The 16,247-nt window shown below is 69.4% G+C and carries 13 protein-coding genes; 10 read left to right on the top strand and 3 right to left on the bottom strand.

Annotated elements, in window-relative coordinates:
- The first annotated feature begins 36 nt into the window (after window positions 1-36).
- Complete coding sequence (acnA, locus tag OU996_RS04995) at window positions 37-2,721, top strand: aconitate hydratase AcnA (protein ID WP_267584546.1); 2,685 nt, start codon at window positions 37-39, stop codon at window positions 2,719-2,721.
- A gap of 254 nt (window positions 2,722-2,975) precedes the next feature.
- A complete protein-coding gene (locus OU996_RS04990; protein ID WP_267584545.1) occupies window positions 2,976-3,914 on the top strand; it encodes a DUF1223 domain-containing protein in 939 nt (312 codons plus the stop codon).
- A 502-nt stretch (window positions 3,915-4,416) separates the two neighbouring features.
- On the opposite strand, the gene OU996_RS04985 is transcribed toward OU996_RS04990, so the two are convergent.
- Window positions 4,417-5,226, bottom strand: coding sequence for a pyrroline-5-carboxylate reductase family protein (locus OU996_RS04985; RefSeq protein WP_267584544.1), 810 nt, complete (start codon window positions 5,224-5,226; stop codon window positions 4,417-4,419).
- 536 nt (window positions 5,227-5,762) lie between these two features.
- Between OU996_RS04985 and OU996_RS04980 the strand changes: the two genes are divergently transcribed.
- From OU996_RS04980 to aguA, 5 genes are all read left to right on the top strand, one after another.
- Complete coding sequence (locus OU996_RS04980) at window positions 5,763-6,467, top strand: glutathione S-transferase N-terminal domain-containing protein (protein ID WP_267584543.1); 705 nt, start codon at window positions 5,763-5,765, stop codon at window positions 6,465-6,467.
- A gap of 121 nt (window positions 6,468-6,588) precedes the next feature.
- On the top strand, window positions 6,589-7,677 hold the full coding sequence (hemH, locus tag OU996_RS04975; protein WP_267584542.1) for a ferrochelatase: 1,089 nt from the start codon (window positions 6,589-6,591) through the stop codon (window positions 7,675-7,677).
- Window positions 7,678-8,339: 662 nt separating this feature from the next.
- On the top strand, window positions 8,340-8,678 hold the full coding sequence (locus OU996_RS04970; RefSeq protein ID WP_267584541.1) for a DUF2794 domain-containing protein: 339 nt from the start codon (window positions 8,340-8,342) through the stop codon (window positions 8,676-8,678).
- 37 nt (window positions 8,679-8,715) lie between these two features.
- Window positions 8,716-9,606, top strand: coding sequence for an N-carbamoylputrescine amidase (gene aguB / locus OU996_RS04965; protein WP_267584540.1), 891 nt, complete (start codon window positions 8,716-8,718; stop codon window positions 9,604-9,606).
- A gap of 3 nt (window positions 9,607-9,609) precedes the next feature.
- Window positions 9,610-10,701, top strand: a complete 1,092-nt coding sequence (gene aguA, locus OU996_RS04960) for an agmatine deiminase (protein ID WP_267584539.1) — start codon at window positions 9,610-9,612, stop codon at window positions 10,699-10,701.
- A gap of 15 nt (window positions 10,702-10,716) precedes the next feature.
- Here the strand turns inward: aguA and OU996_RS04955 are convergent, their stop codons facing one another.
- Window positions 10,717-11,757: an SDR family oxidoreductase gene (locus OU996_RS04955; RefSeq protein ID WP_267584538.1), complete on the bottom strand. Its 1,041-nt coding sequence runs from the start codon at window positions 11,755-11,757 to the stop codon at window positions 10,717-10,719.
- 152 nt (window positions 11,758-11,909) lie between these two features.
- On the bottom strand, window positions 11,910-12,605 hold the full coding sequence (locus OU996_RS04950; protein ID WP_267584537.1) for a GntR family transcriptional regulator: 696 nt from the start codon (window positions 12,603-12,605) through the stop codon (window positions 11,910-11,912).
- 147 nt (window positions 12,606-12,752) lie between these two features.
- Between OU996_RS04950 and OU996_RS04945 the strand changes: the two genes are divergently transcribed.
- Genes OU996_RS04945 through OU996_RS04935 form a run of 3 tightly spaced genes read left to right on the top strand, consistent with a single transcriptional unit; the run spans window position 12,753 to window position 16,245 of the window.
- Window positions 12,753-13,358 (top strand): amino acid synthesis family protein, encoded by a 606-nt coding sequence (locus OU996_RS04945; RefSeq protein ID WP_267584536.1) that lies wholly within the window; start codon window positions 12,753-12,755, stop codon window positions 13,356-13,358.
- The gene (locus tag OU996_RS04940) at window positions 13,351-15,165 is read left to right on the top strand and encodes an alpha/beta fold hydrolase (RefSeq protein WP_267584535.1); all 1,815 of its coding nucleotides are present in this window, start codon (window positions 13,351-13,353) and stop codon (window positions 15,163-15,165) included. The genes OU996_RS04945 and OU996_RS04940 overlap by 8 nt, the downstream gene beginning before the upstream one ends.
- Window positions 15,166-15,186: 21 nt before the next feature.
- Window positions 15,187-16,245 (top strand): LLM class flavin-dependent oxidoreductase, encoded by a 1,059-nt coding sequence (locus OU996_RS04935; RefSeq protein ID WP_267584534.1) that lies wholly within the window; start codon window positions 15,187-15,189, stop codon window positions 16,243-16,245.
- The last annotated feature ends 2 nt before the right edge of the window (window positions 16,246-16,247 follow it).

Below are 16,247 nucleotides of genomic sequence, written 5' to 3'. Positions count from 1 at the left end.
CGCATCCGTGCCACAATCAGCGGGGATCAGTCTGCCGTGACGTCGCTCGACAGCTTCAAAAGCCGGAAAACTCTCACCGTCGGAAACCGGACTTACGTCTATTACAGCCTTCCGGACGCCGAAAAGAACGGACTGGATGGCGTTTCCGCCCTCCCCTTCTCGATGAAGGTCCTGCTGGAGAATCTGCTGCGCTTCGAGGACGGCCGCTCCGTCACGAAGAACGACATCATCTCCATCAAGGACTGGCTCATCAACCGCGGTAAGGACGAGCGCGAAATCGCCTATCGTCCCTCGCGCGTGCTGATGCAGGACTTCACCGGCGTTCCCGCCGTGGTCGACCTCGCCGCCATGCGTGACGCGATGGTCAATCTCGGGGGCGACCCCAAGCGCATCAACCCGCTGGTGCCGGTCGACCTCGTCATCGACCATTCGGTGATCGTCAACTTCTTCGGCAACGCCGCCGCCTTCGGCAAGAATGTCGAGGAAGAGTACAAGCAGAACCAGGAGCGCTACCGCTTCCTGAAATGGGGCCAGTCGGCCTTCGACAATTTCCGCGTGGTCCCGCCCGGCACCGGCATCTGCCACCAGGTGAACCTCGAATATCTCGCCCAGACCGTGTGGACCAAGGATGAGGACGGCGCGACCGTCGCCTATCCCGACACCTGCGTCGGCACCGATTCGCACACCACCATGGTCAACGGCCTCGGCGTGCTCGGCTGGGGCGTGGGCGGCATCGAGGCGGAGGCGGCCATGCTCGGCCAGCCGGTCTCCATGCTCATTCCCGAAGTGATCGGCTTCAAGCTCACCGGCGAGCTGACCGAGGGCATCACCGCCACCGACCTCGTGCTCACCGTCACGCAGATGCTGCGCAAGAAGGGCGTCGTCGGCAAGTTCGTCGAGTTCTTCGGCCCCGGCCTCGAGCACCTCTCGCTCGCCGACCGCGCCACCATCGGCAACATGGCGCCGGAATATGGCGCGACCTGCGGCTTCTTCCCGGTCGATTCCGAGACCATCGCCTATCTCGACGAGACCGGCCGCACCGATGACCGCATCGCGCTCGTCGAGGCCTATTCCAAGGCGCAGGGCATGTGGCGCGAGGCCGGCACCGCCGACCCGGTGTTCACCGATGTGCTGGAACTCGACCTCACCACCGTGCTGCCGTCGCTTGCCGGCCCGAAGCGCCCGCAGGACCGCGTGCTGCTCTCCGGCACCAAGCAGGGCTTCCTCGCCGCGCTCGAAGGCGAGTTCAAGAAGGCCGGCGAGACCGGCAAGCGCGTGCCGGTGGAAGGCACCGACTACACGCTCGGCCATGGCGACGTGACGATCGCCGCCATCACCTCCTGCACCAACACCTCGAACCCCTCGGTGCTGATCGCCGCCGGCCTGCTTGCCCGCAACGCGGCGGCGCGGGGCCTCACCTCCAAGCCCTGGGTGAAGACCTCGCTGGCGCCCGGTTCGCAGGTCGTCGAAGGCTATCTGAACGCCGCGGGTCTCCAGAAGGATCTCGACGCGCTCGGCTTCAACCTGGTCGGCTTCGGCTGCACCACCTGCATCGGCAATTCCGGCCCGCTGCCGGAGCCGATCTCGGAAGCGATCAACAAGAACGACCTCGTCGCCGGCGCCGTGATCTCCGGCAACCGCAATTTCGAGGGCCGCGTGAACCCGGACGTGAAGGCGAACTACCTCGCCTCCCCGCCGCTCGTGGTCGCCTACGCCATTGCGGGCTCGCTGCAGGTGGATCTCACCACCGAGCCGCTCGGCACGGGCTCCGACGGCCAGCCGGTCTATCTCAAGGACATCTGGCCCTCGAACCAGGAAATCGCCAAGTTCATCCGCGAGAACGTCACCAAGAAGATGTTCCAGGAGAAGTACGCGGACGTGTTCAAGGGTGACGAGAACTGGCAGAAGATCGCCATTCCCACCGGCGAGACCTATGCCTGGGACGACCGCTCCACCTATGTGCAGAACCCGCCCTATTTCGAGGGCATGAAGATGGAGCCGGAGCCGGTCACCGACATCCTGTCGGCGCGGGTGATGGGTCTGTTCCTCGACTCGATCACCACCGACCACATCTCCCCGGCCGGCTCGATCAAGGAAGCCAGCCCCGCCGGCGCCTATCTGCGCGACCATCAGGTCCGCCCGGCCGACTTCAACCAGTACGGCACGCGGCGCGGCAATCACCAGGTGATGATGCGCGGCACCTTCGCCAATATCCGCATCAAGAACCAGATGCTGGACGGCAAGGAAGGCGGCTTCACCAAGCACTGGCCGGACGGCACGGTCATGCCGATCTACGACGCCGCCATGCTCTACAAGAGCGAAGGCGTGCCCACCGTCGTCTTCGCCGGCAAGGAATACGGCACCGGCTCCTCGCGCGACTGGGCGGCCAAGGGCACCAAGCTGCTCGGCATCCGCGCCGTCGTCGCCCAGAGCTTCGAGCGCATCCACCGCTCGAACCTCGTCGGCATGGGCATCGTGCCGCTGGTGTTCCAGAATGACGAGAGCTGGCAGTCGCTCGGCATCAAGGGCGACGAGATCGTCACGCTGAAGGGCATCGAGGGCGACCTCAAGCCGCGCCAGACGCTGATCGCCGAGGTGATTTTCGCCGACGGCACGATCAAGAACGTCCCGCTCACCTGCCGCATCGATACGCTGGACGAGCTGGACTACTTCCGCAATGGCGGCATCCTGCCTTACGTGCTGCGCAATCTCGCGGCCTGAGCGGATCGCCTGATAACGAGCTGAAAAGGCCGGCCCGGAGCAATCCGGCGCCGGCCTTTTTGTTGCGGCGGCCCATCCGGCTGAGGCCCCCTGTCCATGGCAGGGGCGCCGCTTCGCAGGCATGCTATCGGCTCGGGCGCCTTCACCATTGCGTGCGGCGGCGACAAACGAATGTGACTGGTGCCGGCGCGCCCGCCGTCCTATTGCCTTGAACCGCTCCTGCCGGAGGAGCGCAGAAGGACAGCCCCCGCGACATGCCTGTTTTCGCTGCCCCGCCTCGCCTTTTTGCCGCCGCGCCCTCGCGCGCCGACGGCTACGGGCCGGAATGCCGGCAAGCGGGCGCGGCGCGCCTCAAGGCCCCTCTCGGCCGGGCGCTGGCCGGGATCGCCGCCACGTTTCTCGCCCCCACGCTTCTCGTCTCCGCCCTGCTGGTCGCCCCCGCGGGGGCGCAGGACGCGACGCCGTCGGCCGGCCCCGCCACCGGGACGGAGGCTCATCCTGCGACCACCCGCGCCATCCCCGCGCCCCGCGCGGTGATCGAGCTGTTCACCAGCCAGGGCTGCTCCTCCTGCCCGCCCGCTGACAAGCTGCTGGGCGAGCTCGCCGATAAGCAGCCGGACGTGCTGGTGCTCTCGCTGGCGGTCGATTACTGGGATTATCTCGGCTGGAAGGACACGCTGGCCAAACACGGCCATTCGCTGCGCCAGAAGGCCTATGCCAAGCAGCGCGGCGACGGCAAGATGTTCACCCCGCAGGTGGTGGTGAACGGCACCGCCATGGCGATCGGCTCCGACCATGCCGGCATCGAGCGCGCGCTGGCCAAGGCGCCCGGCCCGACCGTGCCGCTCACCGTGGAAAATCGTGGCGGCACGCTGCATGTCACCGTCGACAAGGCGCCGGGCGGCCTGACGCCGGAAGGCATGGGCCCGGCCGAAGTGTGGCTCTGCCCCGTGGCGAGCCGCATGGATGTCGAGATCGGCCGCGGCGAGAATGAGGGCAGCCACGTCACCTACCACAATGTGGTGCGCGGCTGGGTGAAGCTCGGCGACTGGGACGGCACGCGGATGAGCTATGAGGCGCCGCTGAAGATCCCGCCCGAATTCAAGGCCGACCAGGTGGCGGTGATCGTGCAGGCCGGCAGCTTCAACGAGCCCGGCGCCATCCTCGGCGCGGCGCTGGCCCCACTGAAATAGCGCGTCTGAGGCCCGGCACCACGCCTCCATCCCCACCCACGACAGAAAAAAGGGCCGGCGCGAGCCAGCCCTGAGAGCAATTCGGGGATTGAACCTAGAACATAACGTCGGGCCGGTCCGCATCACGCCGCGGGGGGCTGGGGGGCTGGGAAACCGATGCGCTCTGCGAACCGGCCCGACGCTATGATGTGAATATGGAGAGGCCGCTTGGCACCGCCACGGCCGAATTCGGGCAGCGCTGTGTTTTCGGTTAACGACCCCGTGATCGTTCATTGCCGCGTATTGCTGCGGGGTGACGGCCGCGACGCGCGACGTTTCACCCGTCATCCCGGCCCCCTCGGGTCTTGCCTTCGGCAAGCCCAAGGGCAGGCTCCGCGCTGCGAGAGCCGGGATCGTCGGCCGCTCATGAGCCGGAACGCGATCCCGGCTCGGCCTTCGGCCGTCCGGGATGACGGCGTGACGGCGGGCTGGCGTGATCGGCCAGAACAGCGCCGCGCCGCCCTCACCCCTCCGGCGTGCCGATGGTGAGGCAGCGGCGGCGGGCGGCCTCCAGCCCCTCGGCGATGGCGGCGCGCAGGGGCGAGGCCTCCATCGCGCTGAGCCCTGCGGCGGTGGTGCCGGCATAGTCCAGCATCTCCCGCACGAAGGTCGCCGGCGGCGCGGCGCTGTCCGCCAGCATCGCCCCGCCCGCGCGAAACAGCTGGGCGACGGCGCGACGGGCGACCTCGGGCGCGATGCCCTGCGCCTGCGCATAATCCTGCACGCAGGCGGCGAAATAGGCGACGAAGCCCGGCACCGGGCCGGTGATGGCCGTGAACACGTCGATCTGGCTCTCCTCCGGCAGCTCGTCGGTGAGCCCGCAAGCGCCGAACAGCGCGCGCACCGTCGCGATGTCCGCCGCACTGAGACCCGGCGCATAAAACGGCGAATAGGCCATGCCGATCTCGGCCGCCGGGTTGGACATGGCCCGCGCCAGCCTTTCCGTGCCGGTGAGGGCGCGCAGCTGCTCACGGGGGATGCCGGCCATGACGGAGACGACGAGACAGCGCTCCGCCCGCAGGCGCAGCGCGCGGCCGGCCTGCGGCGGCAAGGCAAGCAGCAGCGTGCCGCAGCGCCCGGCCGCCTCCTGCGGATCGGTGGTCCATTCAACGCCGGCGATCCCCGCCAGCGCGCCGGTGGGGCCGGAACGGTTGCAGACGATCAGCCGCTCCGGCGGCACCGTTCCCGCCCGCAGCAGCGCCCCGGCGATCGCCCCGCCAAGCTGGCCGCAGCCAATCAGCCCGAGCCGCCCCGGCCCCGTGTCGTCCGTCATCGTCCTGCCCTCCCAATGGCCGCGCCGCGTCTCAATCCATACAACGTCATGACCGGGCTTGGCCCTGCCATCCACGGCTTGGAAAGGGCGGGCGCGGAAAACGTGGATCCCCGGATCAAGTCCGGGGATGACGGCGTGAGGGCTGGAAGCCCCATCCCGAACGGCGGCCAACATTTCAGCCGTCATCCCGGCCGAGCGCAGCGAGAGCCGGGATCGCTGTCCGGCATAAGACGGGCACCCGATCCCGGCTCGGCCTTCGGCCGTCCGGGATGACGGCCTCCGCTCACGCGCCGTCATAGCCGGGCTTGGCCCGGCCATCCACGACTTCCCTCCGACGCACCCGGCCGAGCGCAGCGAGAGCCGGGATCGCGCACAAATCCGGCAGCCGATCCCGGCGCGCGCTTCGCTTGGCCGGGATGACGGGACGGGAAGGACATTGAGCCGGGATGACGGGGCGGGGATGGCGCGCCCGCTCTGGCGCCCGGCGCGGGGGTGCCTAGATAAGGCCCGATCCTTCCTCGCACCGGAGTCTCCGCGTGACCGATCTTTCCGCCTTCCCCGTCGCCGCCCGCTGGCCTGCGCAGCACCCGGACCGGCTCCAGCTCTATTCCTTCCCCACACCGAACGGGGTGAAGATCTCCATCCTGCTGGAGGAAACCGGCCTGCCCTATGAGGCGCACACCATCAATATCGGCAAGGACGAGACCTGGACGCCGGAATTCCTCGCGCTGAACCCTAATGGCAAGATTCCGGCGATCCTCGATCCGAACGGACCGGGCGGAAAGCCGCTCGCTCTGTTCGAGAGCGGGGCGATCCTCATCTATCTCGCCGAGAAGACCGGCCAGTTCCTGCCGACCGACCCGGCCGCGCGCTACGAGACCCTCCAGTGGGTCATGTGGCAGATGGCCGGGCTCGGGCCGATGTTCGGCCAGCTCGGCTTCTTCCACAAATTCGCCGGCGCGGCTTACGAGGACAAGCGCCCGCGCGAGCGCTACGCCAAGGAAAGCGCGCGCCTCATCCGCGTGCTGGAGGACCGGCTCGCGGGCCGCGACTGGATCATGGGCGCGGACTACACCATCGCCGACATGGCGTGCCTCGGCTGGGTGCGCAATCTCATCGGCTTCTACGGCGCGGCCGATCTCGTCGCCTATCAGGAGCTGAAGAACGTGCCGGCCTGGCTGGAGCGCGGCCTCGCCCGCCCCGCCGTACAGCGCGGGCTGGAAATCCCCCCGCGCCCCTGATCCGTAGAAGCACGGGGATGGCGTGCGCTCGCCGGGCCGTGATGGCCAGCCGGGCGTTTTCGCCTATAAGCTCGGGACACGCGGCCGGCGCGCGCCGGCCGCCGCGAGGAAGGGTATGCCGATGAACAAGATCGTTCCGGTGCCGGCTGGCACCGTCGCCTCCGGGACTGGCGCGGGCACGCATCTGCCGCCGGGCCATCCGCCGGTGAAGGTCGGCAAGATCGGCGTGCTCATCGTCAATCTCGGCACGCCCGACGGCACCGACTACTGGTCGATGCGCCGCTACCTCAAGGAGTTCCTCTCCGACCGGCGGGTGATCGAGGTCAACCGCGTGCTGTGGTGGTTCATCCTCAACGTCATCATCCTGTCCATCCGCCCGCAGGCCAAGGGCAAGGACTACGCGACGATCTGGAACAATGAGCGCAATGAGGGCCCGCTGCGCACCATCACCCGCTCGCAGGCCGAGCAGCTCGCGGCCCGCATCGGCCCGCTGGACGGGCGGCTCGTGGTCGACTGGGCGATGCGCTACGGCAATCCCTCCGTCGCCTCGCGCATCGAGGCGCTGCAGCAGCAGGGCTGCGACCGGCTGCTGCTGGTGCCGCTCTACCCGCAATATGCCGCCGCCACCTCCGCCACCGTGGCCGATGCCGCCTTCGACGCGTTGAAGAAGATGCGCTGGCAGCCGGTGCTGCGCGTCGCCGCGCCCTGGCCGGACGAGCCCGCCTATATCGAGGCGCTCGCCAATTCGATCACCACCGAACTCGCCGGGCTGGACTGGGAGCCGGAGCTGGTCATCGCCTCGTTCCACGGCATTCCGAAGGAGTATTTCGACAAGGGCGACCCCTATCACTGCTACTGCTACAAGACCGCGCGGCTGGTGCGCGAGAAGCTCGGCTGGCCCGAGGGCAAGCTGAAGGTCACCTTCCAGTCGCGCTTCGGCAAGGCGGAATGGCTGCAGCCCTACACCGACAAGACCATCGAGGCGCTGGCGAAATCCGGCGTGAAGAAGATCGCCGTCATCACCCCCGGCTTCGTCGCCGATTGTCTCGAGACGCTGGAAGAGATCGCCGGCGAGAATGCCGAGATCTTCCACCATGCCGGCGGCGAGCAGTTCCACTTCATCCCCTGCCTGAATGACTCGGACGGCGGCATGAACACGCTGGAAGCCGTGGTGAAGCGCGAACTGCGCGGCTGGGCCGAGATTGGTTGAGGGGCGGGGGCTAAGGCGCCCTGACGGCGCCCAACCTTTCCGCCGTCATCCCGGCCGCCTCCCACCCCACGCACCGTCATGGCCGGGCTTGACCCGGCCATCCACGACTTGCCACGGGCACACCCGGTCGACGTCGTGGATCCCCGGATCAAGTCCGGGGATGACGTCGTAAGAGCTGGAAGCCGCGATCCCGGCTCGGCCTATGGCCGTCCGGGATGACGACCTACCCCCCATGCGTCGTCCGGATGACACGGACCGTCATGGCCGGGCTTGGCCCGGCCATCCAGGACTTCCCACCGACGCGCCCGGCCAAGTCGTGGATCCCCGGATCAAGTCCGGGGATGACAACCTCCCGCCCCACGGACCGTCATGGCCGGGCTTGACCCGGCCATCCACGACTTGCCACGGGCACACCTGGTCGACGTCGTGGATCCCCGGATCAAGTCCGGGGATGACGTCGTAAGAGCTGGAAGCCGCGAACCCGGCTCGGGCCTTCGGCCGTCCGGGATGACGGCATAAGGGCGGGGATGACGCGGGAAGGTCCGAACGCTCCCCCCGCCGCAAAATCCCCATGGCCGGCTTGAACCGCGCCGCTGGCGGGGCGATCATGACGGCTGCATGACGCGCGGGGGCCGCTTCGCGCGCGAACCGGGAGGACGCCCGTGGCGGACACCGATCCCATAAGCCTGCCGGTCGGGCGTGATGTGCGCGTGACCTTCGACCGGCGCGAGCTCGACCGCATTCTCGACCTCTATGGCCGCATGGTCGCCATTGGCGAGTGGCGCGACTACGCCATCGACTTCGGCCGCGACCGGGCGGTGTTCTCCATCTTCCGCCGCGCCGCCGAGGTGCCGATCTACCGCATCGAGAAAGACCCGCGCCTCGCCCGCAAGCAGGGCGCCTACACGGTGGTGTCGCAGACCGGCCTCATCCTCAAGCGCGGGCACGAGCTTGCGCGCGTGCTGCAGGTGTTGGAAAAACCCCTGCGCGTGGTCAACTGAACCACGCCCGCCCCGCGTCGCTCCCCCGGAGAACAGAATGCGCAGCCTGACCGTCGCCGCCACCCAGATGCGTTGCAGCTGGGAGATCGAGGCCAATATCGCCCGCGCCGAGGCGCTGGTGCGCGAGGCCGCCGGACGCGGGGCGACGCTGATCTTGCTCCAGGAGCTGTTCGAGACCCCCTATTTCTGCCAGGACCAGCTGCACGAATTCCTCGCCCTCGCCCAGCCGCTGGAGGGCAACCGGCTGATCGGCCATTTCCAGGCGCTGGCGAAGGAACTCGGCGTCGTGCTGCCGGTGAGCTTCTTCGAGCGCGCCGGTCAGGCGCTGTTCAATTCCATCGCCATCGTCGACGCGGATGGCACGGTGCGCGGCGTCTACCGCAAGAGCCACATCCCGGACGGGCCGGGCTACACCGAGAAGTTCTATTTCTCGCCCGGCGATACCGGCTTCAAGGTGTGGGACACGGCGGCCGGGCGCATCGGCGTCGGCATTTGCTGGGACCAGTGGTTCCCCGAATGCGCCCGCTCCATGGCGCTGATGGGCGCCGAGGTGCTGCTCTATCCCACCGCCATCGGCTCCGAGCCGCAGGATCCGAGCCTTGATTCGGCCGCGCACTGGCAGCGGGTGATGCAGGGCCATGCCGGGGCGAACCTCATGCCGCTCATCGCCTCCAACCGCGTCGGCACCGAGCCCGGCCGGAACGGAACCGAGATCACCTTCTACGGCTCCTCCTTCATCGCCGACCCGACCGGGGCCAAGGTGGCCGAAGCCGGCCGCGCGGAAGAGGGCGTCATCACCGCCACCTTCGACCTCGACGCCATTGCCCAGCAGCGCCGCAGCTGGGGCGTGTTCCGCGACCGCCGGCCGGAGCTCTATGCACCGGTGCTGACCCTGGACGGGCGCACCACCGCGCGCGGGGTGGCCTGAGCCATGGCCGAGATCCTCACCAGCCTGCCCGCCGCCGACGGCTTCCGCATGCCGGCCGAATGGGAACCCCATGCCGGCACCTGGATGATCTGGCCCGAGCGGCCGGACAATTGGCGCCAGGGCGCCGCCCCGGCGCAGGCGGCCTTCGTCGCGGTCGCCAGCACCATTGCCCGCTTCGAGCCGGTGACCATGCTGACCTCCGCCGGTCAATGGGCCCGCGCCCGCGCCGCGCTCCCCGCCAATGTACGGGTGGTCGAGGCGTCCTCGGACGATTCCTGGTGCCGCGATTCCGGCGCCACTTTCGTCACCGACGCCGCTGGCGCCGTGCGCGCGGTGAACTGGCGGTTCAACGCCTGGGGCGGGCTCTACGCGCCCTGCGACCAGGACGCGCTGATCGCCGCCAAGATGGCGGAAATCGGGGGCACCCCGCGCTATGACGCGCCGCTGGTGCTGGAAGGCGGCTCGATCCATGTCGATGGCGAGGGCACGGTGCTTACCACCGAGGAATGCCTGCTTAACCCCAACCGCAACCCGTCGCTGACCCGCGAGGAGATCGAGCGGCATCTGTGCGACTATCTCGGCGCCTCCAAGGTGATCTGGCTCGGCGCCGGCCTCGTCGATGACGAGACCTCCGGCCATATCGACAACCTCGCCTGCTTCGTGCGGCCGGGCGTCGTCGCGCTGACCTGGTGCGACGACCCGGCGGACCCGCAGCACGCCATCTCGGTCGATGCCTTTGAGCGCCTGTCGGGCCGGACGGATGCGCGCGGGCGCGGCATCGAGATCGTCAAGCTGCCGCTGCCCGGCCCGCTCTACCGCGCGCCGGACGAGGCGATCGAGGACGCCCCGGCCGACAATGCCTATCAGCGCCACGCGCAGGAGCGGCTCGGCGCCTCCTACGCCAATTTCTACCTCGGCAATGGCTTCGTGCTGATGCCGCTGCTCGACCCGCGCACCGATGAGACGGCCCGCGCCATCCTCGCCGGCCTGTTCCCAGACCGCGAGGTGATCGGCCTGCCGACGCGCGAGATCGTGCTCGGCGGCGGCAACATCCACTGCATCACCCAGCAGCAGCCGGCGGGCAAAGCGGGCTAGTCGCGGGCGGACGTCCTAACGGGGCGTCACCAGCCCGAGTTCGATCAGGCTCTGCGCGGTGGCGAGGATGGCTTCCTCCGCCGGGCGCGGGGTCCAGCCGAGCACGCGGTGCGCCTTGGCATAGCTGCCCTCGCGCTTGCGCCCGAGCTGCGGCACGGCGGCGCGCGCCATGGGGAGCGCGAGCGCGGCGAGGCGCACCAGCACGTCCGGCAGTTCCACACGCGGCACGCGCGCCGCCGCCCCGCCGAACTCGCGCCGCAGCAGCCGGGCGATGGCGGCGATGGAGAGGCTGCCGCCCGCCGTGGCGAGAAAGCGCTCTCCCGCCGCCGCAGGGTCCAGCATCGCCTTGAGATGCAGGTCGGCGACATCGCGCACATCCACCACGCCGAAATGAATGCGCGGCATGGCGGGAATGCGCCCCGCCAGCAGCGCCTGGATCAGCGCGAGCGAGGTGGAAAGGTCCGGCCCCAGCGCCGGGCCGAACACGCCGACGGGATTGACCACCGCCAGTTCCATGGTCCCGCCCTCGCGCGCCATGAACTCCCACGCCGCGCGCTCGGCCAGCGTTTTTGACGCCATATAGGGCTGCACGTCCGGCGCGTCCGGCACGGTCCAGTCGCTCTCGTCATAGAGCGACCTGTCGGGGCCGCGCCCCTCATGGCCATAGCCGATGGCGGCGAAGGAGGAGGTGACGACCACCCGCTTCACCCCCGCCTCGCGCGCCGCGCGCAGCACCCGCCGCGTGCCCTCGCGGGCCGGGCGGATCAGCTCGTCCGGGTCATCGGGCACGCCGGCGGGAAAGGGCGAGGCGACGTGCAGCACATGGTCGATGCCCGCCATGGCGGAGGCCCAGCCGGCATCCTCGGTGAGATCGGCGACGGCAAAGGTGAGCGCATCGCCGGGACCGCCGCCGCCCTGGCGGATCATGGCCAGCACCTCGGCGGCGCGGCGCCGGTCGCGCAGGCTCGCGCGCACCTGATGCCCCTCGGCCAGCAGCCGCAGGATGACATGACCGGCGATGAAGCCGGAGCCGCCGGTAACCAGAACGCTCGCCATGCCGCCTCGGCCCTCCCGTGATTCGCCCGGCGCGGCGCCTGTCGGCACCGCATCGCGCTAGGCTACGGGCCAAATGGGGCGGCGAGGGAGCGGCGGACACCTCACAAGAGCGCGACGGGCCGGAAAAGCCGGCGGCCGGGAAGGCTGCCGCTTCAGAGCGTGCCGAGAATGGCGTTGGCGAGGCGGGCCACCGTCGCCACATGGGCGCGGCTCGCCGCATAGGCGGCCTCGCCGTCGCGGCGAAGAAGCGCCGCGTGCAGCGCCCGCATCTCGGCGATGGCGTCGGCATGGCGGCCTTCCGCCGCGATAGTCATGGAGCGCAGATGGTTGATGCGCGCATTGAGCGAGCGCACCACATCCCACGCCACTTCCTTGCCGGCGGCGACGAACAGCTTCTCGTAGAACTCGGTCGTGCGGCGCAGCACCTCGCGCGGGCTGCCGGTCTGGAAGGCGGTGTCGATCTCGTCGATCACCGCGCCGAGCGCGGCGATGTCGGCCTCGCTCGCGGTGAGGGCGCAGGCCCGCGCCGCCTCGCTCTCCAGCAGGCCGCGTATCTCGTAGATCTGCGCCGCCTGCTTCGGGTCGGGCCGCGTCACCGCCGGGCCCTGATGGGGAATGGTCTCGACCAGCCCCTCGGCCTCGAGATGCCGCAGCACCTCGCGCACCACGCTGCGGCTCACCCCCAGCCGCTCGCACAGCGTGCGCTCGACCAGCCGCTCGCCGGGCTTGAAGCGGAAGTCGAGAATGGCGTCGCGCATCTTCTCCAGCGTCAGGCTGCGCAGCGTGGTGACGCTGCGCTCGACCTTCATTTCCTCGCCCGCGCCGTTCGCGTCCACGATGCCCGCCATGGATGTCTCCGTTCCCACACCTCTTGTCGCCCGAGTGGCGCGGGATGACAATTGACTCGATAATCTTATGGTATACCATCATATGAAACGCAAGGCGCCAGCCCGCTCCGAGGCGCCGGCCGACCCCGCTTCTGACTGGGAACACCGATGCCGCTGCAGCTCCGCAAGGTCGTCACCTACACTGAGACCACGTTGATCGAGGGCGGCCGCGCCGCGCCGGTGCCGCTGCGCCTGTTCGCGGCGGCGGCCGTGCTGACCAACCCGTGGGCCGGGCGCGGCTTCGTCGAGGATCTCCGCCCGGAGATTCACGATGTCGCCCCCCAGCTCGGCGCGCTGCTGACCGAGGAAGTGCTGAAGCTCACCGGCGGCGGCGAGGTGGTCGAGGGCTATGGCAAGGCGGCGATCGTCGGCACGTCGGGCGAGGTCGAGCACGCCTCGGCGCTCATCCACACGCTGCGCTTCGGAAATCATTACCGCAAGGCGGTCGGCGCCAAGAGCTACCTCGCCTTCACCAATACGCGCGGCGGGCCGAACACCCCCGTCGTCATCCCGCTGATGGACAAGCTGGATGAGGGCCGCCGCTCGCATTACCTCACCATCCAGTTCTCCATTCTCGACGCCCCGGCGCCGGACGAGATCGTCGTCGCGCTCGGCGCCTCGATTGGCGGGCGCCCGCATCACCGCATCGGCAACCGTTATCTCGATCTGGAAGAGCTCGGCTCCACCCAGGGTGTGGAAGTGCGAAATGGCTGAGGTGCGCACCCTCGCCTATGCCGGCCGGGACGGGCGCCCGTCGCAGGTGCATGTCCGCCGCGAGGGCGTGGCCGGCGCCCTGCCGGTCGTGCTGATCCATGGCGTCGGCCTCTCGCTCGATGCCTGGGGCCCGCAGATCAAGGCGCTCGCTGCCCGCCATGACGTGATCGCCCTCGACATGCCCGGCCATGGCGGCTCCTCGCTGCCGCCGGAAGATGCGCGGCTCTCCGACTACGCGGCCCATGTCGTCGCCGTGCTGGACGCGCTAGGCCTTCCCGCCGCCGTGGTGATCGGCCATTCCATGGGCGCGCTGGTGGCGCTGGAGACGGCGCTGGCCCACCCCTCCCGCGTGCTCGGCGTCGCCGCGCTCAACGCCGTGTTCTGCCGCAGCGCGGAGCAGAGCGCCGCCGTGCTCGCCCGCGCGCAAAGCCTCAGCGACGGCGACACCAGCGCCTCGCATGAGGCGGCGGTCGCCCGCTGGTTCGGCACGCCGGTGCCGGTGGAGCTGGAAGCCTCGGCGCATCTGGTCTCCGCCCTGCTCGCCGGCTGCGATCCGGTTGGCTATGCCCGCACCTATGGGCTGTTCGCCGCCTCCGATGCCGCCCATCGCGAGCGCCTCGCCGGGCTCGCTCTGCCCGCTCTGTTCATGACCGCCGAGGGCGATCCGAACTCGACGCCGGACATGTCGCGCGCCATGGCCCGCCTCGCCCCGCAGGGCCGCGCCGAGGTGCTGCCCGGCGCCCGGCACATGATGAACCTCACCCATCCCGACACGGTGAATGCCCGGCTCCTCGCCTTCATCGACGAGGTGGAACGCGCCCGCGCCGGGACCGCGGCTCCGCCCGCCTTCGACGTGAAGGCGTTCCGGCAGGCGCTCGGCAGCTTCCTCACCGGCGTCACCGTGGTGACGACGCGCAACGCCGCCGGGGAGATGCGCGGCTTCACCGCCAATTCCTTCTCCTCCGTCTCGCTCGACCCGCCGCTGATCCTCGTCTGCATCGCCAGGACCGCGTCGAGCTACCCGGTGTTTTCCGCCGCCGACAACTTCGCCGTCTCGATCCTCGCGGCGGCGCAGAAGGATGTGTCGGCGCTGTTCGCCTCGAAGTCGCCCGACAAGTTCGCCGGCGCCGACTGGCATCTCGGCCCGGCCGGCAGCCCGGTGATCTCCGGCGCGGCGGCGTGGTTCGACTGCAGCCGCCATGAGGTGGTGGAAGCGGGCGACCATGTGATCCTGATCGGCCGCGTCGAGGGCTTCGGCAGCGATGATGCCGCCCCGCTCGGCTATTGCCGCGGCGCCTATGTCGATTTCGCGCTCGGTCCGCAGGCGCTCGCCAAGCGCGGCGAACCGGCCCGCGTCGGCGCCATACTGGAGACCGATGGCGCGCTGCTGCTGGTGGAGGATGCGCAGGGGCGCCTTACGCTGCCCACCGGCACCTGCCTCGAGCCCACCTCGAACCCGAAGAGCCTGCGCGGCGCGCTGGCCACGCTCGGCGTCGAGGGGCATCTGTCCTTCCTCTTCGCGGTGTTCGAGACCCCGGCGGCCACCGCCGACGCCCCGCCCACCGTGTCGATCTATTACCGGGGCGCCCTTGCCGGCACGCCCGCCACCGAGGCCGGCGCCCTTCTGGTGCCGCTCACCGCTATCGATTTCGCGCGCCTGCCGGACGAGGCGACCCGTGCCATGGTGGCGCGCTATGTGCGCGAGCGGCGCGAGGACGCGTTCGGCATCTATGTCGGCGATGCCGAGCGTGGCCAGATTCATCCGCTCGCGCGCCCTCTCCCTACGCCCTCTCTCGACCACGCCTGAACCAGCACCGGGATCCCCGCCATGAAGTTCTCCCTCTTCGTCCATATGGAGCGCCTCGATCCCGCCATCCCGCACCGCCAGCTCTTTGACGAGCTGGAGGAGCTGGCGCTGATCGCCGAGGCCGCCGGCTTCGAGACGGTGTGGATCGGCGAGCACCACGCGATGGAATTCACCATCGCGCCGAACCCGTTCATCCAGCTCGCCCATCTCGCGGCGAAGACCTCCACCATCCGCCTCGGCACCGGCAATGTGATCGCGCCGTTCTGGCACCCGGTGCGGCTGGCTGGCGAGGCAGCGATGATGGATGTCGCCTGCGAGGGCCGGCTCGATCTCGGCGTCGCCCGCGGCGCCTATATGTTCGAGTATGAGCGCCTGCTGCCCGGCCTCGACGCCATGGGCGCGGGCCTGCGCATGCGCGAGTTGGTGCCGGCGGTGCAGAAGCTCTGGGAAGGCGACTACGCCCATGAGGGCCAGTTCTGGAGCTTCCCGACCTCCACCGCCTCGCCCAAGCCGGTGCAGGCTGGAGGCCCGCCGATCTGGATCGCCGCGCGCGACCCCAACAGCCATGATTTCGCGGTGGCCAATGGCTGCAATGTGCAGGTGACGCCGCTCGCCTCCGGCGATGGCGAGGTGGCGAGCCTGATGGAGCGTTTTTCCACGGCCGTCGCCAACCACCCCGAGGTGCCGCGCCCGAAGATCATGCTGCTGCAGCACGCTTTTGTGGCCGACAGCGAGGCCGAGGCCGAGCAGCTCGCCGACGACCTCTCCGCCTGGTACGGCCTGTTCGCCGCCTGGTTCGCCAATAAGCGCCCGATCCATCAGGCGATCATGGCCCCGCTCACTCCCGAGGAGCGCGCCGCCTACCCGCAATACGCCCCCGATGTGGTGCGCAAGAACCTCGTCATCGGCCCGCCCGACGAGGTGATCAGCCGGCTCAAGGGTTACGAGGCGCTGGGCTTCGACCAGTTCTCCATCTGGATCGACGCCGGTATCAGCCATGCCCGCAAGAAGAAGTCGCTCGAACTGTTCATCCGCGAGGTGATGCCCGCCTTCGCGCAAGCCGCCTCCGTGGCGGCGTGAGG

The organism is Ancylobacter sp. SL191 (assembly GCF_026625645.1).
Classification (GTDB): Bacteria; Pseudomonadota; Alphaproteobacteria; order Rhizobiales; family Xanthobacteraceae; genus Ancylobacter.
Note: the sequence above shows the minus strand (reverse complement) of the source record. Positions and strands in the feature narration are given on the sequence as shown.

Excerpts from the sequence above, each read along its gene's own strand:
- OU996_RS04955 (WP_267584538.1), bottom strand. The coding sequence starts at position 11,757 with ATGGCGAGCGTTCTGGTTACCGGCGGCTCCGGCTTCATCGCCGGTCAT.
- OU996_RS04940 (WP_267584535.1), top strand. The coding sequence starts at position 13,351 with ATGGCTGAGGTGCGCACCCTCGCCTATGCCGGCCGGGACGGGCGCCCG.
- OU996_RS04935 (WP_267584534.1), top strand. The coding sequence starts at position 15,187 with ATGAAGTTCTCCCTCTTCGTCCATATGGAGCGCCTCGATCCCGCCATC.
- aguA (WP_267584539.1), top strand. The coding sequence starts at position 9,610 with ATGGCCGAGATCCTCACCAGCCTGCCCGCCGCCGACGGCTTCCGCATG.
- OU996_RS04945 (WP_267584536.1), top strand. The coding sequence starts at position 12,753 with ATGCCGCTGCAGCTCCGCAAGGTCGTCACCTACACTGAGACCACGTTG.
- OU996_RS04985 (WP_267584544.1), bottom strand. The coding sequence starts at position 5,226 with ATGACGGACGACACGGGGCCGGGGCGGCTCGGGCTGATTGGCTGCGGC.
- OU996_RS04950 (WP_267584537.1), bottom strand. The coding sequence starts at position 12,605 with ATGGCGGGCATCGTGGACGCGAACGGCGCGGGCGAGGAAATGAAGGTC.
- hemH (WP_267584542.1), top strand. The coding sequence starts at position 6,589 with ATGAACAAGATCGTTCCGGTGCCGGCTGGCACCGTCGCCTCCGGGACT.
- aguB (WP_267584540.1), top strand. The coding sequence starts at position 8,716 with ATGCGCAGCCTGACCGTCGCCGCCACCCAGATGCGTTGCAGCTGGGAG.
- OU996_RS04990 (WP_267584545.1), top strand. The coding sequence starts at position 2,976 with ATGCCTGTTTTCGCTGCCCCGCCTCGCCTTTTTGCCGCCGCGCCCTCG.